16 protein-coding genes are annotated in these 17,975 nt (G+C 62.0%); 5 read left to right on the top strand and 11 right to left on the bottom strand.

Translation table 11 applies throughout. The features are described 5' to 3' along the window. Positions 1 to 41 precede the first annotated feature (41 nt). The 3 genes from M2400_RS04095 to asd are packed head-to-tail and all read left to right on the top strand — an operon-like array spanning position 42 to position 3,328. Positions 42 to 1,577, top strand: coding sequence for an HDOD domain-containing protein (locus M2400_RS04095; RefSeq protein WP_177041271.1), 1,536 nt, complete (start codon positions 42 to 44; stop codon positions 1,575 to 1,577). 58 nt (positions 1,578 to 1,635) lie between these two features. Next, on the top strand, positions 1,636 to 2,451 hold the full coding sequence (locus M2400_RS04100; RefSeq protein ID WP_177120449.1) for a rhodanese-like domain-containing protein: 816 nt from the start codon (positions 1,636 to 1,638) through the stop codon (positions 2,449 to 2,451). A gap of 16 nt (positions 2,452 to 2,467) precedes the next feature. Continuing rightward, a complete protein-coding gene (asd, locus tag M2400_RS04105) occupies positions 2,468 to 3,328 on the top strand; it encodes an archaetidylserine decarboxylase (protein ID WP_177076142.1) in 861 nt (286 codons plus the stop codon). 86 nt (positions 3,329 to 3,414) lie between these two features. Here the strand turns inward: asd and serB are convergent, their stop codons facing one another. Next, positions 3,415 to 4,629 carry a phosphoserine phosphatase SerB gene (serB, locus tag M2400_RS04110; RefSeq protein ID WP_003217536.1) on the bottom strand — a complete coding sequence of 405 codons (1,215 nt, stop codon included), beginning with the start codon at positions 4,627 to 4,629 and terminating at the stop codon, positions 3,415 to 3,417. 134 nt (positions 4,630 to 4,763) lie between these two features. Between serB and M2400_RS04115 the strand changes: the two genes are divergently transcribed. Continuing rightward, positions 4,764 to 6,299 carry an AhpA/YtjB family protein gene (locus tag M2400_RS04115; protein ID WP_177076140.1) on the top strand — a complete coding sequence of 512 codons (1,536 nt, stop codon included), beginning with the start codon at positions 4,764 to 4,766 and terminating at the stop codon, positions 6,297 to 6,299. 186 nt (positions 6,300 to 6,485) lie between these two features. On the opposite strand, the gene M2400_RS04120 is transcribed toward M2400_RS04115, so the two are convergent. The 9 genes from M2400_RS04120 to M2400_RS04160 all read right to left on the bottom strand — a co-directional run bounded on the left by M2400_RS04120 (position 6,486) and on the right by M2400_RS04160 (position 15,738). Further along, positions 6,486 to 7,193: a membrane integrity-associated transporter subunit PqiC gene (locus M2400_RS04120; protein WP_177041260.1), complete on the bottom strand. Its 708-nt coding sequence runs from the start codon at positions 7,191 to 7,193 to the stop codon at positions 6,486 to 6,488. Positions 7,194 to 7,370: 177 nt separating this feature from the next. Continuing rightward, positions 7,371 to 9,635 (bottom strand): DNA topoisomerase IV subunit A, encoded by a 2,265-nt coding sequence (parC, locus tag M2400_RS04125; RefSeq protein WP_169386512.1) that lies wholly within the window; start codon positions 9,633 to 9,635, stop codon positions 7,371 to 7,373. 10 nt (positions 9,636 to 9,645) lie between these two features. Then, positions 9,646 to 10,167 (bottom strand): TIGR02281 family clan AA aspartic protease, encoded by a 522-nt coding sequence (locus tag M2400_RS04130; RefSeq protein ID WP_177041258.1) that lies wholly within the window; start codon positions 10,165 to 10,167, stop codon positions 9,646 to 9,648. After that, a complete protein-coding gene (locus tag M2400_RS04135; RefSeq protein ID WP_259195284.1) occupies positions 10,164 to 11,159 on the bottom strand; it encodes an esterase-like activity of phytase family protein in 996 nt (331 codons plus the stop codon). The genes M2400_RS04130 and M2400_RS04135 overlap by 4 nt, the downstream gene beginning before the upstream one ends. Continuing rightward, complete coding sequence (parE, locus tag M2400_RS04140) at positions 11,159 to 13,063, bottom strand: DNA topoisomerase IV subunit B (RefSeq protein WP_177041254.1); 1,905 nt, start codon at positions 13,061 to 13,063, stop codon at positions 11,159 to 11,161. The genes M2400_RS04135 and parE overlap by 1 nt, the downstream gene beginning before the upstream one ends. Positions 13,064 to 13,107: 44 nt before the next feature. Beyond that, positions 13,108 to 13,716 carry a YqiA/YcfP family alpha/beta fold hydrolase gene (locus M2400_RS04145; protein WP_177041252.1) on the bottom strand — a complete coding sequence of 203 codons (609 nt, stop codon included), beginning with the start codon at positions 13,714 to 13,716 and terminating at the stop codon, positions 13,108 to 13,110. A 49-nt stretch (positions 13,717 to 13,765) separates the two neighbouring features. Further along, positions 13,766 to 14,581 (bottom strand): 3',5'-cyclic-AMP phosphodiesterase, encoded by an 816-nt coding sequence (gene cpdA / locus M2400_RS04150; protein ID WP_259195370.1) that lies wholly within the window; start codon positions 14,579 to 14,581, stop codon positions 13,766 to 13,768. A gap of 99 nt (positions 14,582 to 14,680) precedes the next feature. Continuing rightward, positions 14,681 to 15,130 (bottom strand): DUF1249 domain-containing protein, encoded by a 450-nt coding sequence (locus M2400_RS04155; protein ID WP_003209507.1) that lies wholly within the window; start codon positions 15,128 to 15,130, stop codon positions 14,681 to 14,683. Next, complete coding sequence (locus M2400_RS04160) at positions 15,121 to 15,738, bottom strand: NUDIX domain-containing protein (RefSeq protein WP_259195283.1); 618 nt, start codon at positions 15,736 to 15,738, stop codon at positions 15,121 to 15,123. Before M2400_RS04160 ends, M2400_RS04155 begins: the two co-directional genes overlap by 10 nt. A gap of 211 nt (positions 15,739 to 15,949) precedes the next feature. Here M2400_RS04160 and M2400_RS04165 point away from each other — a divergent pair, with 211 nt between their 5' ends. Continuing rightward, positions 15,950 to 16,696 carry an RsiV family protein gene (locus M2400_RS04165; RefSeq protein WP_177041247.1) on the top strand — a complete coding sequence of 249 codons (747 nt, stop codon included), beginning with the start codon at positions 15,950 to 15,952 and terminating at the stop codon, positions 16,694 to 16,696. Here the strand turns inward: M2400_RS04165 and cytX are convergent. Continuing rightward, entirely contained in the window at positions 16,665 to 17,954 is a 1,290-nt protein-coding gene (gene cytX, locus M2400_RS04170) for a putative hydroxymethylpyrimidine transporter CytX (RefSeq protein ID WP_259195282.1), read from the bottom strand. The two genes, M2400_RS04165 and cytX, sit on opposite strands and share 32 nt — an antisense overlap. Between the last annotated feature and the right edge of the window lie 21 nt (positions 17,955 to 17,975).

The raw sequence follows: 17,975 nt of genomic DNA on the forward strand, positions 1-17,975 counted from the left end.
TCCCGGGCGTGTTGACCGCAAGTGATGATCGCGCCCCAATCATGGCAAACGAAACGACAGTCCCAACTCAAAAACCCAATTCGCTGGCCGCCTGGATAAAGCGCCTGGACGCCGTGCTATTGCCTGTTCCGCAGGCCAGCCACGACCGCGTGTGCAAGGCCATCGGCGACAACCGCAGTTCGTTGCGGGATATTGCAGAGCTGATGCAGAACAGTCCGGCGCTGGTGCTCAGCGTGATGCGCGAGGCCAACAACCAGGCCCACGGCAGCCTCGCAGAGCCGGCGGAAAATCTTGAAGTGGCGATCAATCGCCTCGGCCTCAAACGCACCGAGGAACTGCTGGCTCGCCTGCCTTCGGTGCCACTTGGTGAAATCCCCTTGGCCCTGCGCCAGTTGCAGATGATCAGCCAGCACGCTTCGCAACAAGCCAGCGGCCTGTTTGCCAGCCGCCTGGCGCGCTTGTGGCAAGACATTCACTGGGGCAGCCTGCTGTTCCTTTCGCCGCTGTGGCCGATGGCGATTGCCTATCCCAAGCTGCTGGAAGAGTGGGAACTGCGGGTGATCCACAAAGGCGAATCGGCACGCACCGTCGAGCAGGAAGTGTTCGGCGTGCGCCTGCTGGACCTGTGCCTGGGATTGACCGAGGCTTGGCGCCTGCCGATCTGGGTGTCCCAGGGTTATACGTTGCTGCTCACGGAGCAACGCCTGCTGGTCAAGGCGCTGCACATTGCCCGTGAAGACGAGCCCTTGCGCCAACAGCAGTTGCTGGATGCCGACCCCAACCTGCGCCGCTGGCTGAACCAGCCGGCCAATACCGTGTTGCTCGCCAATGGGCTGGCGCTGGCGGCGCAGGAATCGTGGACCTGCCCACACACCCAGCGCTGGCAATACCTGACTGCGCTTTACCTGCAACAACCGTTGGCCGAGGTGCAACAACAGTCTCACCAACACGCGGCGATCAGTGCCCGCACGACCCTGATGCGCGATCTCTGGCATCCGGCGCTGTCGTTGATCTGGCCATGGGACGTACAACGCGTTCACCACGGCTTGCTGCCGGCACCGCCGCCCACTGCCGAAGCCTTGGCGATCTGGCGCAAGCGCTGTACCGAATTGCTCGTAGAGCCAAACCGCTTTGCCAACGCCATGCACCTGACCACCTGCGCCAAGGAAGCCCTGGTGGCCTGTGGCATGCAGCGGGTGATGCTGCTGATGGCAGACAAAACCCTGAGCACCCTGCGGGTGCATCAAGTCGACGGCCTGCCGAAGGACGCCGACCACATGAGCCTCGACGTGGCGCAAAGCACCCTGCTGCAACGCCTGCTGGCCAAGTCCGCCCAGGTGCGCCTCAACCCCGACAACCACGCCCAGTTCTCGGCATTGCTGCCGCCGGAACTGCGCCGCCTGTTCAAGGGCGAGCACCTGCTGCTGCGCTCCCTGAGTTGCAACGGCCGGGTGGTGATGCTGATGGTGGCCGACCAGGGCGGCGGGCCGCTCTCGGAAACCACCGTGCAGGCTTTCGGCAAAACCGCCCAATGCATCGAAAAAGCCCTGCACAGCTTTACCAACCGCAGCGCCTGATGCTTGCGCTACAATCGCCCTCCTTTAGCGCCCAACTTTTATGCCCAGGAGACCTCACATGCCTGACTTCTCTGGCTTGCCGCTGGTCATCGAGGCCAGTGACCTGCTCGGTCGCCTCGATGCCGAACATCTGATTCTGGTGGACCTCACCAGCGCCGCGCGTTACGCCGAAGGGCATATCCCCGGCGCACGTTTCGTCGACCCCAAGCGCACCCAACTGGGACAGGCGCCGGCGCCGGGCCTGCTACCGAACAAAGCCGACCTTGAAAAGCTGTTCGGCGAACTGGGCCACACCCCGGATGCCACCTACGTGGTGTACGACGACGAAGGCGGTGGCTGGGCCGGCCGATTCATCTGGATGCTCGATGTGATCGGCCACAAGAAATACCACTACCTCGACGGCGGCCTGCTGGCGTGGCTGGAAGAACAACACCCCGTATCCACTGAGGTCCCGGCCAGCGCCGGCGGCCCGGTCAGCCTGACACTGCATGAAGAACCCACCGCTACCCGCGAGTACCTGCAAAGCCGCCTCGGCGCTGCCGACCTCGGCATCTGGGACGCCCGCGGCCCGCTGGAATACTCCGGGGAGAAAGTCCTCGCGGCCAAAGGGGGTCACATCCCGGGCGCGGTGAACTTCGAATGGACCGCCGGCATGGACAAGGCACGCCAACTGCGCATTCGCCGCGACATGCCGCAGATCCTCGAAGACCTCGGGCTGACCAAGGGCAAAGAAATCATCACCCACTGCCAGACTCACCACCGTTCTGGCTTCACCTACCTGGTGGCCAAGGCGCTCGGTTATCCGCGAGTCAAAGGTTATGCCGGTTCCTGGGGCGAATGGGGCAACCACCCCGACACCCCCGTCGAGATTTAAGGTTTAAGGACAGTTAATGAAAAAGCAGTTGTTCATCCTCAGCCAGTACTTGCTGCCCCACCACCTGCTGTCGCGGCTGGCCGGCTGCATTGCCGAATGCCGCGTGCGCTGGTTCAAGAATGCGTTCACCGCGTGGTTCGCCAAGCGTTATCAAGTGGACATGTCCCAGGCCCTGGTTGAAGACCTGACGGCTTACGAGCACTTCAACGCCTTCTTCACCCGCGCGCTGAAAGACGGTGCCCGGCCACTGGATCAAACCCCAGGCGCCGTATTGAGCCCGGCCGATGGCGCCGTCAGCCAGTTGGGCCCGATTGAGCACGGCCGGGTGTTCCAGGCCAAGGGCCACAGCTTCAGCGTACTGGAATTGCTCGGCGGTGATTCGGCGGTGGCTGCGCCGTTCATGGGCGGCGATTTCGCCACCATCTACCTGTCGCCAAAGGACTACCACCGGGTGCACATGCCACTGGCCGGCACCCTGCGGGAAATGGTCTACATCCCGGGCCGCATCTTCTCGGTGAACCAGACCACCGCCGAAAACGTGCCGGAGCTGTTTGCACGTAACGAGCGTGTTGCCTGCATTTTCGACACCGAACGCGGCCCGATGGCCGTGGTACTGGTGGGCGCGATGATCGTGGCGTCGATCGAGACCGTATGGGCTGGCCTGGTAACGCCGCCGAAGCGCGAGCTGAAAACCTTCCGCTACGACGAAGCCGCCCGTGGCCCGATCCACCTGGAAAAAGGTGCGGAACTGGGACGCTTCAAGCTGGGTTCGACAGCCATCGTGCTGTTTGGGCCGGACCAGGTGAAATGGTCGGAAGAACTGCTGGCGGGCACGCCAGTGCAGATGGGCCAGGGCATCGCGCTGCCGAAAGCCTGACTACGACCTCTGTAGGAGCTGGCTTGCCGGCGATGCGATCTTGAGGACGCCATCGCCGGCAAGCCGGCTCCTATAAAGTGTTTGTACTAGAGCTGACCGTCACGGTCGCGGAAGCCCAACAGGTACAACACCCCATCCAGCCCCAGGGTCGAAATCGCCTGCTTGGCCGATTGCTTGACCAGCGGCTTCGCCCGGAACGCCACACCCAACCCGGCAATCGCCAGCATTGGCAAGTCGTTCGCCCCGTCGCCGACCGCAATGGTCTGCTCCAGACGCAACCCTTCCTTGTGTGCCAATTCCCGCAGCAGATCCGCTTTACGCTGAGCGTCGACAATCGGCTCTACCGCCACGCCTGTCACCTTGCCGTCCACCACTTCCAGCTCGTTGGCGAACACATAGTCGATGCCCAGCTTGGCCTGCAATTGCTTGGCGAAGTAGGTGAAGCCGCCCGACAGGATCGCCGTCTTGTAACCCAGGCGCTTGAGTTCGGCGAACAGGGTCTCGGCGCCTTCGGTCAGGCGCAGGGAGGCGCCGATGGAGTCCAGCACGCTCACATCCAGGCCTTTGAGCAAGGCCAGGCGCTCCTTGAAGCTGGCACGGAAATCCAGCTCGCCGGCCATGGCCCGCTCGGTGATTTCCGAAACTTGCTCACCCACGCCGGCAGCCTTGGCCAATTCATCGATGACTTCGGCTTCGATCAGCGTCGAGTCCATGTCGAACACCGCCAGGCGGCGATTGCGACGGAACAGCGAATCCTCCTGGAAGGCGATATCGACATTCAGCTCCTGGGCAACGCTCAGGAATTCAGCACGTAAAGCCTGTGGGTCCGCCGGTTCGCCGCGCACGGAGAACTCGATGCAGCCCTTGCCTTTGTCCGCCGGGGTGTCCAGCGGCATACGACCCGACAGACGGTCAATATGGTCGATATTCAAACCGTACTGGGCGGTAATCGAACTGACACGCTGCAATTGTTCCGCCGTCACCTTGCGGGTCAACAGCGTCACGATATGGCGTTTCTTGCCCTGGCCGGCGACCCAGCTCTGGTAGTCCTCTTCGGACACCGGGGTGAAACGCACCTGCTGATCCAGCTTATACGCCGTAAACAGGATGTCCTTGAGCACGGACGACGCCTGCTCGGTGCTTGGGATTTCCACCAGGATGCCGAACGACAGCGTGTCGTGAATCACCGCCTGGCCGATGTCGAGAATGTTCACACCACCCTGGGCCAGAACACCGGTTATGGCGGCGGTGAGACCCGGACGGTCCTCACCGGTGATGTTAATCAGGACAATTTCGCGCAAAGCGCACCCCCGAGCTGGAAAAAAACCGCATTCTACCCACTTTCAGTGACCATCGGGCACAGCCAGCGCTTTGCCGGTCTTGGGCCTGTCGCTATACTGCGCGTCAACTTCACGGACTAAAGAGCCGAGCTTAAGTGAACCGGCCCACGCCAGTAAAAACCGATAACTTCTTCCTGCTGATCTTCCGGGCACTGCGCCACCGCCGTGTACCGATCGCATTACGCATCGCCAGCCATAACGTGATCCTGGTCGCCCTGGCCCTGGTCATCTACGCCTGCGTGATGGGTTTGCAGTTCAAACAGGCCATGCACGAGCAAGCCGACGCCCTGGGCGAGAGCCTGACCACCCAGACCGCCACCTCGGCGACTGAGTTGTTGGTGTCCAATGACATCCTCAGCCTCAACGTGCTGCTCAACAACCTGACCAAGAACCCGCTGGTGGCCCACGCCGCTATTTATAGCGTGGACAACCGGATCATGGCCGAAGCCGGGCAGCGCCCGAAAAACGGCCTGCTGGGTGAAGCCGAAGGCCTGTACCAGAGCAATATCACGTTTCAGGACGTGAAGGCCGGCCAACTGCGCATCAGCCTGGACATGCAACAGTTCCAGCAGCCGATGACCATCAGCCTGCAAAGCATGGGCATCCTGAGCGCAATCCTGCTGGCACTGTCCCTGGCCTTGAGCCTGCGCCTGGGCCGGCATATCTCCACGCCACTGATGCAACTGCGCATCTGGCTGCGGGATATCGACGAACATACCCCGGCCACCGACCGCCAGGACGAAATCGGCGACCTCGCCCGCCAATTGCACACCAGCTTCGCGCCGGAGCCTGTGGTGCCCGAGGTTGAACCCGAGCCCGAGTTCGACGATACCGATTACGAAGACGACGAACCCGAGTTTGAAGTACGCAACCTGCGCGACCCGAGCTTCGACGAGTCAGCACCGGTGGCGGGCCTCAAGCCGGCTGCCCGTCATGTGATCAAGGCAGAAGAAGACGAACTGGACGAAGAAGACCCGTTCGCCGACCTTCGCGACAATTCAGCGCCAACCACCGCCGTTGCGCCGCAACCGGCTCCGGTGCGAAATACCCAGCCCCAGCACAGCGCCGTATTGGCCGTGCAGTTGGGCGCGCAGGATCAACTGCGCCGCCTGCCACGGGCACGCCTGACCGAGTTGCTGGAACGTTATCGTGATTGCCTCGACCAGGCGGCCTCGCTGTATCAGAGCGAGCTGCACACCCTGAACGACGGCAGCACGCTGATGCTGTTCCACAGCGAAGACAGCGGTGAAGATTACCTGACCAACGCCATCTGCTGCGGTGAACTGCTGCGGGCCCTCGGCCATGCGCTGCAGATCGAAGTGGCTGACAGCGGCATCACCCTGCAGCTGCAATTGGGCCTGACGGTGGGCGACGACCTGTATGGCATGAGCCAGATTGATCTGCTGCTGACCGAGATCGCCCAGGACGCCCTGGCCTTGTCGCAACACAGCCGCAACCTGCTGCTGGTGGAGCGCAAGATCAGTGACGACGTACTGATCCGCCAGCGTGCGCGGATCCGCCCGATTGCCAGCCCTGAAGGTGCGTGCTGTGTGGAGCGGTTGATGGAGCCTTACCCGTCGATGCTTGAGCGCCAACTGGCGCGGATGCATGAGACGCGGGCAAAGAACTAACCTTGAGCCAATAAAAAGCCCGCCAATGATCACTCATTGGCGGGCTTTTTTATGGCTCTCTGTAGGAGCGAGCTTGCTCGCGAAGATCGTCAACGATTACGCAGGCTTACTGAGAAAACGTGTCGCTCTTGTGTTTTTCGCGAGCAAGCTCGCTCCTGCAGTGGGCCTTTTCGTTGGTGTGTCAGGTCAGAACCTGAACACTTCCATATCGGTACGAATCGGCACGGCCATCGGCATCTTCGGCTTCTCCGGAGCTGCCGGCTTGGCCTGCGCCGGCGCCTGTTTGCGTGGCGCCTCTGCAACCGCCGGCTGATTGGCCAATGGCTTGAGGGCCACGGACAACTGCTGTGCCAGGTTCTGCAACAGGACGCCCTGGGCCTGAACCTGGGACGCCGTGGTGCCGGAGTGTTCTTCCTGCAAATGCACGATGCGGTTATCCCGCACCTGGCCGCGACGGTCGATCAACCGCCACTGTGCATCCAGGATCGCCGGCTGGGACACGCCCGAGTCCAGCCGCGTGATGGTCAGCAAAACCTGCACGTCCGGGGTGAAACCCGTCGGTGCCGGCGCCAATACCACCCGCTGGCTGTCCAGATGGCCAGCCACCTGGCGCAACATCAACTGATTGATGTCGGACGACAGGCTACCGGCCCAGCGACCATCGGTGGAACCTTGCAGGCTGCCGTCGTTCTGACGTTGCAGCAGGGTTTCGCGTTGCAGGTAGTCGGCCACTACCACCGGGCCGAGCAATACGGCCATGCCGGCACTTTGTGCAGGCTGAGCCGGACTTCCACTGTCCAGCTGATACAGCGACACAGGTTGATGTGTGCTGCAACCCGCCAGGCCCAAAAGACCAGCGAGCAACAAAATTAAAGGAAGGCGCGGAGCAGTCATCATCCCATCCAGGTGGCTGCCACAAGGCGAACCACAATGTAATACTCAAAAATAACCTGTACGCGCTCAGCCACGCCGGCGCTGGAAAGGCCATATCATCCGTGAATATGCGCCGTGACTCCAGCGCGAAAGCGTCGATCTACGGGTTAAATCGTAGATCGGGCGCTCTATATCGCGTTAAACGGGCGTTTCCACCAGTAATGCGTCCACTCGCTGGAAGCCGCGCGGCAGTTTGTTGCCGCGACGACCCCGCTCACCCTTGTAGTGCTCGAGGTCGTCAGGGCGCAGCGACAACGTGCGCTTGCCGGCCTGCAGCACCAGGGTCGAGCCTTCCGGGATCACTGCGATGTCGGTCACGTACTCTTCGCGACTGGCCACCCGCTCCCCGGGAATACCAATAATCTTGTTGCCCTTGCCTTTGCCCAACTGCGGCAAGTCACTGATCTTGAACACCAACAGGCGACCTTCAGTGGTCACCGATGCAAGCCAATTGCCTTCACGGTCTTCCACCGTACGCGGCAGGATCACCTTGGCGTTGTTCGGCAGGCTCAGCAACGCCTTGCCCGCCTTGTTCTTGGCCTGCAGGTCTTCACCCTTGACCACGAACCCGTAGCCGGCATCGGAGGCGATGACGTACAGCGAATCATCGTCCGGCAGCAGCACGCATTCAAAATTCGCTCCCGGCGGCGGTGTCAGGCGCCCGGTCAACGGCTCGCCCTGCCCCCGTGCTGACGGCAAGGTGTGCGCCGGTACCGAATAGCTGCGACCGGTGGAGTCGATAAACACCGCAAACTGGTTGGAACGCCCGGCCGCGGAGGTTTTGAAACCATCGCCGGCCTTGTACGACAAGCCAGTGGCGTCAATATCATGCCCTTTGGCTGAGCGAACCCAACCCTTTTCCGACAGAACGACGGTAATTTTCTCGTTGGGCAGCAGCTCGGTTTCGGTCAGGGCCTTGGCTTCGGCGCGCTCGACGATCGGCGAGCGGCGGTCGTCGCCATAGGTTTCGGCGTCCTTGATCAGCTCGGTGCGCACCAGCTTCTTCAGCTTGGCCTCGCTGCCCAGCAGGGCCTGGAGCTTGGCTTGCTCCTTGAGCAGCGCGTCCTGTTCGTCACGCAGCTTCATTTCTTCGAGGCGTGCCAACTGACGCAGACGGGTGTCGAGGATGTAGTCGGCCTGGATTTCGCTGAGCTCGAAACGCGCGATCAGCTCGGCCTTCGGGTGCTCGGCGGTCCGGATGATATGGATCACTTCATCCAGGTTGAGATAGGCAATCAGCAAGCCGTCCAACAGGTGCAGGCGGCGCTCGACCTTGTCCAGGCGGAATTGCAGGCGACGACGCACGGTCTGTACCCGGAACTCCAGCCATTCCACCAGCAATGCCCGCAGGTTCTTCAACTGCGGCTTGCCGTCGAGGCCAATGATATTGATGTTGACCCGGTAGCTGGATTCCAGCTCGGTGCTGGCGAACAAGTGCTGCATCAGCACTTCATGGTCGACCCGGCTGTTGGTCGGGATGATCACGATGCGGCATGGGTTTTCGTGATCGGACTCGTCACGCAGGTCGGCCACTTGCGGCAGCTTCGACGGCTTGGCCTGCATCAGCGCGGCGATCTGCTCCAGCACCTTGGCGCCGGACACCTGGTGCGGCAGCGCGGTGACAATGATGTCGCCGTCTTCGATGTGGTACACGGCGCGCATGCGCACCGAGCCTTTACCGGTCTGGTAGATTTTCAGCAGGTCGGCGCGAGGCGTGATGATTTCAGCTTCGGTCGGGTAATCCGGGCCCTGGATATGCTCGCAGAGCTGCTCCACGGTCGCCTTCGGCTCGTCCAGCAAGCGCACGCACGCGGTGGCCACTTCCCGCAGGTTGTGAGGCGGTACGTCAGTGGCCATGCCCACGGCGATGCCGGTGGTGCCATTGAGCAGGATGTTCGGCAAACGTGCAGGCAACACCAGCGGTTCGTCGAGGGTGCCGTCGAAGTTCGGGCCCCAGTTGGCCGTACCCTGGCCGAGTTCGCTGAGCAGCACTTCCGAATACCGCGACAGGCGTGCTTCGGTGTAACGCATTGCCGCGAAGGACTTGGGATCATCCGGCGCACCCCAGTTACCCTGGCCGTCCACCAGCGTGTAGCGGTAGCTGAACGGCTGGGCCATCAGCACCATGGCTTCGTAGCACGCCGAGTCGCCGTGGGGGTGGAACTTGCCGAGCACGTCACCGACGGTACGCGCCGACTTCTTGTGCTTGGAGTCAGCGTCCAGGCCCAACTCACTCATCGCATAGATAATGCGCCGCTGTACGGGCTTCAGGCCGTCGCCGATATGCGGCAAGGCACGGTCCATGATCACGTACATGGAGTAGTTGAGGTAGGCATTTTCGGTGAAGTCAGCCAGCGACCGGCGTTCAACGCCGTCTAAGCTGTCTGCAAGGATGTCACTCATGCGGGCCTCATCATTGTTTGGTCTGGCGCAGCAGCAAGGTGCCGCTGCGCTGGGTAAATTCAAGTTGTTTCAATGCACTCATGCCCAGCAATACCTGGTCATCGCCCAGCCCCGGCACCACCAGGGCACGCACGTCCTGCAGGACGATATCGCCCAGTTGCAGGCGGCCCAGCTCGGTCCGAAAACCTTGGGTTCGCCCGTTGGCAGTGCTCACGCCAACCGGCATGCCGCGCTTAAGCCCGAGACGGTCGGCCAATTCGGCCGGAACCGCCACGTCGGTGGCCCCGGTGTCGAGCATGAACTCCACCGGCCGGCCGTTGATCTGGCCAGTAGCCACAAAATGCCCTTGGCCGTTGCCCAGCAGTTTTACTTCGACATAACCCTCGTGCTGTTCCGAGGTCACCACGGCATTGGGATTTTCCTGATGCTTTTCCCACTGCCCAAAAAACCGTGTTGCCAAAAACAATCCGGCGCCCCATGCCACGAACATCAACACTCGTCCGGCGCGCTTGCCGGGCGCCTGCGCACTCATGGCTTGGCGCTCCAGCCACCCGCAGGGGCGGCGAAACGATAGACCACCGGCCGCTTTTCGCCATCGGCGCGTGCGCCGAAGTTGTTATCCAGGCCAATCCAGGCACCCTCGCTATCCACCACCAACGCTTCGGCCAGGCCGTAGGGCTGATTGTATTGGCGTTGCGGCGCCAGCATTTCATCGGCGTAGGACCAGCATTGCTCGACCTTCGCCGTCACGGTGTCACGACGGCACAACTGGAACTGGCTGCTTTCGAGGGTAAACAGCTTGCCCTCGAACAGCGCAACGTCAGAGAAATTCCGCGAAACTGCCTTGGCCTTGGGCATCTGTGCCGGCTGCATCTCGGTGCCCGCCTCGCTCAACAATACGCAAGCGCCGTCACAATCCCAGAGGGTTTGCGGGCGCTTGATGGAAATCAACCCACGCCGCTCACGCTCGGCGGCCAACCAGATCTGATTGCCCTCGGGGTTCACCGCCAGGCCTTCAAACAACGCATTGAAGTGCAGCAACAAGCCACTGGCCCGCGCTTCACGAACCATGCCCGGGGCGATCTTCAGCCACTCAGGCTCACCGGCCACCGGCACCTGCAGCACCGCCGCGTGGGCTTCGCTGACGATGTAGCGGTTACCCGCGGCATCGCAGCTGATGCCCTCAAAATCCAGGTCACCACCCCGAATCAACGAAGCTGCCTTGGTGCGCGAACGCAAACCAAAGGGCAACCCGGACTCCGGCACCGGCGGCACATTGATCTTCACCGTTTCGGCCTGCCAGGTATCGGCACTGATATCCAGCCGGTAGATCTGGTCGTCGTCGCGGTCGGACACCGTCCACAAGTCTTTACCGCACAAGGCCAGGCCCGACAGGTTACCGCCGCGCATGCCTTCCACCGGGTGTTCCGACAACAACTTCAGCTCAGCCGCAGGCGCTGCGACCACCTGGGTGGCCGCCAACCCGCTCAACAACAGAATCGCCAGGGCGAAACCGCTGCGCATCAGCCCAGAACCTCGGCCAGGTTGCCCTTGGACTCCAGCCAGTTCTTGCGATCCGGCGCACGTTTCTTCGCCAGCAACATGTCCATCATTTCCGACGTGGCGGCGAAATCTTCCAGGGTCAATTGCACCAGGCGCCGAGTGTTCGGGTCCATGGTGGTTTCCCGCAGTTGCGGCGGGTTCATCTCACCCAGACCTTTGAATCGGGTGACCTGAGGCTTGCCGCGTTTCTTCTCGGCCACCAGGCGGTCGAGAATGCCATCGCGCTCGGCTTCGTCCAGGGCGTAGAAAATCTCTTTGCCCAAGTCGATGCGGTACAGCGGCGGCATGGCGACGTAGACGTGACCGGCATCCACCAACGGACGGAAATGCTGGACGAACAGCGCGCAAAGCAAGGTCGCGATGTGCAAGCCGTCGGAGTCGGCGTCGGCGAGGATGCAGATCTTGCCGTAGCGCAGCTGGCTCATGTCCGCCGCGCCCGGGTCGACACCGATGGCCACGGCGATGTTGTGCACTTCCTGGCTGGCCAGCACTTCGCTGCCGTCGACTTCCCAGGTGTTGAGGATCTTGCCGCGCAGCGGCAGGATCGCCTGGAATTCCTTGTCCCGCGCTTGCTTGGCGGAACCACCGGCGGAATCACCTTCCACCAGGAACAGTTCAGAACGCATCGGGTCTTGCCCGGCGCAGTCCGCCAGTTTGCCCGGGAGTGCCGGGCCCTGGGTAATGCGCTTGCGCTCGACTTTCTTGCTGGCCTTCAGGCGGCGGCCGGCGTTGTTGATTGCCAGCTCCGCCAGGGCCAGGCCCAATTCAGGGTGTTCGTTGAGCCACAGGCTGAACGCGTCCTTGACCACCCCGGAAACAAACGCAGCGGCCTCGCGGGACGACAGGCGTTCCTTGGTCTGGCCGGAGAATTGCGGCTCCTGCATTTTCATCGACAGGACGAACGCGATCCGCTCCCAGACGTCTTCCGGCGCCAGCTTCACACCACGCGGCAGCAGGCTGCGGTATTCGCAGAATTCGCGCATGGCGTCCAGCAGGCCCTGGCGCAACCCGTTGACGTGGGTGCCGCCCTGGGCGGTCGGGATCAGGTTGACGTAGCTTTCCTGGACGCTGTCGCCGCCTTCCGGCAGCCACAGCAAGGCCCAATCCACGGCTTCTTTATTACCGGCCAGGCTGCCGCAGAACGGCTCGTTGGGCAGGCGTTCGAAGTCGCTGACGGAGTCTTCCAGGTAGGAGCGCAGGCCGTCTTCGTAGTGCCACTCGACCTTTTCGCCGGTGCCTTTGTCTTCAAAGCTGACCAGCAGGCCCGGGCACAAAACGGCCTTGGCCTTGAGCACGTGCTTGAGGCGGCTGATGGAAAATTTGGGTGAGTCGAAGTATTTCGGGTCCGGCGCGAAGTACACGCTGGTGCCGGTGTTGCGCTTGCCGACGGTGCCGATCACTTCCAGGTCGGTGGCTTTGTAGCCATCGGCGAAGGTCATCTGGTACTCGTTGCCGTCGCGCTTGACCTTGACCCGCACGTGGTTCGACAAGGCGTTGACCACGGAAATACCCACACCGTGCAAGCCACCGGAGAACTGGTAGTTCTTGTTGGAGAACTTGCCACCGGCGTGCAGCTTGGTAAGGATCAGCTCGACGCCCGACACACCCTCTTCCGGGTGAATGTCCACCGGCATGCCGCGACCATCGTCGGACACTTCCAGGGAATGGTCGGCGTGAAGGATGACTTGTACCGACTTGGCGTGCCCGGCCAAGGCTTCGTCGACGCTGTTGTCGATGACTTCCTGGGCAAGGTGGTTCGGCCGACTGGTGTCGGTGTACATGCCGGGGCGTTTGCGCACCGGGTCGAGGCCCGAGAGGACTTCGATGGCGTCGGCGTTATAAGAGCTAGCGCTGGGAGTGGCCATGGGGTCTCGTCGTGAGTCGTTCGATTAAAAAGTAACCTGCGGTTTCACAATGCGGTGAAATCGAAGGATTGGTACTGATCTGCGCCAATGCCGGCAAAACTCAACAGCGCCGGTAACTGTTGCGCGAAGCCCTGGTAACCATGATCGCCACCGGCCTGGATGCGCAAGGCACAGGCCCGGTAATACTGCTGGGCGAGCCGATAATCCAGTGTTTCATCGCCGGTCTGCAACCACACCTGATAACGCTGGCCGTCCTGGGGCGCCGGCACTTCCAGCTCGGCCAGGGCCGCGACGTGGTCGTGGGTCAATTCCCAGGTCTCATCGGTGTAGAGGTTCTTCTGGGTGCCCAGGTAACCGTCGAACATCCGATGAGGGCTGACCGCCGGGTTGACCAGCAAGGCGTTGAGGCCATGGCGCTCGGCAAGATGGGTTGCATAGTAGCCGCCGAGTGAGCTGCCTACCAGCAGTGGCCTTCCGAGGTCACGGATAGCCGCCTCCAACTGGGGGATCGCCTCGCGGGGGTGGTGATGCAGGGCCGGCACGCGCAGTTGGTCGGCCAGACCGAGGCTGTCCATCACGGTGATCAGTTGGCTGGCCTTGTTGGAGGCCGGCGCGCTGTTGAAACCGTGGATATACAAGATCGATGCGGACATTCCGGGTCCTCTGTGGGTCAGCCAAAGAGGCGCAGTTTACAGGGAAATTTCAGTAGCCGTTGCTACCGTAATCCACCTGGAAAGCAAAGCCTTGGACCCTTTCGACGCCGGTCTCCAACCGTCCGTCGGCATGCAGGCGCAGCCAGCGGTAACCGGGCGCCTGCTCGCTCACCTTGAAGTCCTCGCTGCCCGGAGCGAACTGGATGCAGGTAGACGGCGACGCCAGCAGGCGCACGCCGTTGCGTTCGCGGTCGATTTCCTGATGCACATGGCCCCAGAGCACCGCGCGCACCTGCGGGAACCGATCCAGCACCGCAAACAACGCCTCGGGGTTGCGCAGGCCGATGGGTTCCATCCAGGCGCAACCGATGGACACCGGATGATGGTGGAAACACACCAGATGATGACGAGTCGGCGCTTCGCTCAACGATTGTGCCAGCAGTTGCAGTTGCTGGTCCTGCAAGTAACCCGGCACCGAGCCCGGCACCGCCGAGTCCAGCAAGGTAACGCGCCAGTTACCCACGTCCACCACCGGCTCCAGCAAGGCACTGTTGATCGCCGCGTGCTGCATCACCTGCGGCTCATCGTGGTTCCCCGGAATCCAGCGTGCCGGCGCCTCGATCTGCCGGCTCATGTCGCGAAACGCCTGATAGGACGCAAGCGTGCCGTCCTGGGACAAATCCCCGGTGGCCAGCACCAGGTCAATCTGCGGCTGCTGCGCCAGCACCGTTTCGATGACCCGCTGCAGGCTGTCGCGGGTATTCATGCCCAGCAGCCCGCCGTCCGCCTCGGCAAACAGGTGGCTGTCGGACAACTGCACCAACAACGCCGAAGCGTCAGGATTCAAGGCGGATACGCTCGGCAAGGCGTTCTCCCAGGGCGTGATCACAGGAATGGACATTTGAGGCGATTATGCTGGGGCAGGACACAAAGAGGAAACCCGTGAAGCGGACACAGTTCACATCTATCGAACGACTTCGAACTCGTGGCCCAGGGCCAGGCAGTGGCTCAACCATTCGCCGAGGAACACATTGAGCTGTGCTTTCTCATCGGGCTGGTGCATGAACACGTTGGGGTAAGGATAGATGCTGCGAAAGCGTCGTGCATGTTCGGCGCTGATCACTTCGGCCATGCGCGCGTCGTGGTACACCTGCACTTCCAGCTGCGGCACCGGCAGCCAAGGCAGGCTGTGTTCCTGGCGCACCCGCAGGGTGGTGGTGTACGGGCAGTTCACGATCACTTCCAGGGTCAGCACGCCGAGCATCTGGTCCCCGTGGGTGACGGCGATGCGCCGCGCCTCGGGGGTGTGGCGCATGTCTGGCAGCAGCCGCATCAGCCGTGCATAGTTGGCCTCGCAGGCTGCTTGCAGCCCGATCAGGTCAACCCGATATCGCTCCCGTGCCTTTACTGCCATAACCCCCTCACTTCCACGCGATTAAGCGCAAGCCATTGCAGGGCAATAATGCTCGCTGCGTTGGAAATTTTACCGTCACGTACCGCTTGCAGGGCGTCTTCAAAGGCCCAGACGCTGACGCGGATATCTTCGGCTTCCTCTTCCAGTCCATGGACGCCACCGGCCCCGGCGCTTTCGCAACGCCCCAGGAACAAGTGGACAAATTCGGTGCTGCCACCCGGCGACGGAAAGTACTTGGTGATCGGCCAGAGTGCGGAGAATGTAAGGCCAGCTTCCTCTTCGGCTTCGCGGTGTGCAACCTCCTCGGGTTGCTCATCTTTATCGATCAGGCCGGCGACCATTTCGATCAGCCACGGGTTGTCGGTACGGCCCATGGCGCCTACGCGAAACTGCTCGATCAGCACCACTTCATCGCGCTGCGGGTCGTAGGGCAGCACGCACACGGCGTCATGCCGAACAAAGACTTCGCGATTGAGCTCACGGCTCATCCCGCCATCAAACTTCTCGTGCCGCAATTGCAGCCGATCCAATTTGTAGAAGCCCGTGTAGGCATTGTCGCGCTGAACAATTTCGATCTTGCTCGGCGTCGATTTCGCTGTGTCCGTCATATCAACCCTCGTTTATTGCCTTGCGGTGTCGAGGCGGCCTCGACATCGCGCCATCCTAACGCGCTCGCGCCCCTTGATGCAGCCCCTTTCCGGTTGCCGGGATAGACGGCGGGCGTCAAACTCACTCTAATCAGCTTAGTGGCGAACTGACTGCCCTGTCGGGAGTCGAAGCTCCACATTTTCACCTTTCCTCGATTTATGAAGGACACACATGTCGCTTTTAAAAATCGCCTCCGTGGCCTGTATCGCCTTGACCCTGGGTGCTTGCCAGAGCCTGTTCCAACCGAGCTATCTCAAGCCGCTGGACACCACCGCCGACGCCTCGGAGCAGATCAAGCCCGGCTGCAGCAGCCCGGATTGCCCGCTGGTCAATATCGATACCGTGCACTTCCCGTCCGAGCCGCAATTGGACCAGATCGTCGAAAAGCGTCTGTTGCAGATGGCCCGCACCTCGCCAGGCCAGGCTATGCCCGCCACGCTGAGCGCCTACCGCGACCAGTTCCTGCGTGAGTCGCCTGACCGCAACAGCATGTACTTGCAGGCCAAGGTACGTGAGCAGCATGACGGACTGGTGATCGTCGAAGTCTCCAGCTACCTGGACACCGGCACCGCCCACGGCGAGCCGGGCCGCGGCTTCATCAACTATTCACGCGTGCTGCATAAAGAGCTGAGCCTGACCGACATGCTGCTGCCGGGCCAGGAGGATGCGTTCTGGAAGACCGCAAAAGTCGCCCACAACAACTGGCTGATCAACTCGCAGATGGACCGCGACCCGGAGTTCGTGAAGAACTGGCCGTTCCAGAAAACCCCGAATGTGGCGCTGACCAGCAATGGCGTGGTGCTCAAGTACAACGTCACCACCATCGCCCCGTACGCATTGGGGCTGATCGAAATGACCATCCCCTATGCGCGCCTGACCGGCGTGATCAAGCCTGAGCTGGTGCCCGCACGCCACTGAAGGCCCGGCCCAGGATGAAGTGCAACAGCCCTGCCAGCACCAGCGCCGGCAGGGTCGCACCGACGTCCGGGTACAGATTCGCCAGCAGGTGATAGGTGCTGATCCCGCCGAGCCAGGCCAACAGTGCCGGCCAGCGCAGCTTGGCGGCAACCCCATGGCCACGGCGGCGCAGGATGAAGTGATCCACCAGCACCACGCCGAACAGCGGCGCGAACACCGAGCCGATCAGCAACAGGAAGTTCTGGTACTGCGCCAACGGTGCGAAGCAGGCAATCAGCGTGCAGATAACGCCGATGGCCAACGCCAAGTGCTCGACCTTCAAGCGCAACAGAATCCCGCTGGACACGGCCGCCGAGTGAATATCGGCGAAGGCGTTTTCTGATTCATCCAGCAGGATCAGCAACAGAGGAATCCCCAGGCCAGCCCCGGCCAATGCCAACAGCAATGCGTTCACTTCACCGCTCGGCGCAAACGCCAGGGTGTAGGCCACGCCCAGGCTCATCAGCCAGAAGTTACCGATAAAGAAGCCCAGCGCAGTGCCGCCGAACACGCTTTTGGCGCGTTTGCCGAAGCGTGAGTAGTCGGCAATCAGCGGCAGCCAGGACAACGGCATGGCGATAGCGATATCAAAACCCACCGCAAATGGCATCGAACCGTCACCGGCCTGGGCCCAGAGTGCGGCCAGGTCGGCCTTGGCAAACAGGTTCCAGGTCAGCCACAGGCAGGCGGCCAGCAACAGCCAGATGCCCCACTTGCGCAGGATCTGCCGCACAAAGGTCAGCGGGCCGCTGACGGCGAGCAAGGTCGCGAGGGCGCCGAATACCAGGGTCCAGAACAGCGGGTTGGCCAACAGGCTGCCGTCGCTGAAGGCGCGGGTGCCCAACAGGCTGGCGGCGTCGCGCATCACGATGATTTCGAACGAGCCCCAGCCGATCAGCTGCAGCAGGTTCAACAGCGCCGGCACACTGGCGCCCTGGGTGCCGAGGCTGAGTTTCAGGGCGGCCATGGAAGACAGGCCGGTGTCGCTGCCGATCACGCCGACGGCGGCCAGCAACAGCACGCCCACCAGGGTGCCGAGGAAGATCGCCAGCAAGGAGCCGGAGAGGCCCAGGCCCGGCGCCAACAGCGCGCCGGTTTGCAGGACCATCAGGCCGATGCCCAGGGAGAACCACAGGGAAAAGAGATCGCGGGCGCCGAAGACGCGTTTGTCGCTGGGCACCGCGATGTCTGGGGAATAGGTGCTGGGTTGAATGCTCAAGGGTGTTATCTCAGAGGGACA

It is taken from the genome of Pseudomonas sp. BIGb0558, from assembly GCF_024807515.1.
Classification (GTDB): Bacteria; Pseudomonadota; Gammaproteobacteria; order Pseudomonadales; family Pseudomonadaceae; genus Aquipseudomonas; species Aquipseudomonas yamanorum_A.

Coding starts and splice junctions, on each gene's coding strand:
- M2400_RS04095 (WP_177041271.1), top strand. CDS start 42: ATGGCAAACGAAACGACAGTCCCAACTCAAAAACCCAATTCGCTGGCC.
- M2400_RS04100 (WP_177120449.1), top strand. CDS start 1,636: ATGCCTGACTTCTCTGGCTTGCCGCTGGTCATCGAGGCCAGTGACCTG.
- asd (WP_177076142.1), top strand. CDS start 2,468: ATGAAAAAGCAGTTGTTCATCCTCAGCCAGTACTTGCTGCCCCACCAC.
- M2400_RS04120 (WP_177041260.1), bottom strand. CDS start 7,193: ATGACTGCTCCGCGCCTTCCTTTAATTTTGTTGCTCGCTGGTCTTTTG.
- parC (WP_169386512.1), bottom strand. CDS start 9,635: ATGAGTGACATCCTTGCAGACAGCTTAGACGGCGTTGAACGCCGGTCG.
- M2400_RS04130 (WP_177041258.1), bottom strand. CDS start 10,167: ATGAGTGCGCAGGCGCCCGGCAAGCGCGCCGGACGAGTGTTGATGTTC.
- M2400_RS04135 (WP_259195284.1), bottom strand. CDS start 11,159: ATGCGCAGCGGTTTCGCCCTGGCGATTCTGTTGTTGAGCGGGTTGGCG.
- parE (WP_177041254.1), bottom strand. CDS start 13,063: ATGGCCACTCCCAGCGCTAGCTCTTATAACGCCGACGCCATCGAAGTC.
- M2400_RS04145 (WP_177041252.1), bottom strand. CDS start 13,716: ATGTCCGCATCGATCTTGTATATCCACGGTTTCAACAGCGCGCCGGCC.
- M2400_RS04155 (WP_003209507.1), bottom strand. CDS start 15,130: ATGGCAGTAAAGGCACGGGAGCGATATCGGGTTGACCTGATCGGGCTG.
- M2400_RS04160 (WP_259195283.1), bottom strand. CDS start 15,738: ATGACGGACACAGCGAAATCGACGCCGAGCAAGATCGAAATTGTTCAG.
- M2400_RS04165 (WP_177041247.1), top strand. CDS start 15,950: ATGTCGCTTTTAAAAATCGCCTCCGTGGCCTGTATCGCCTTGACCCTG.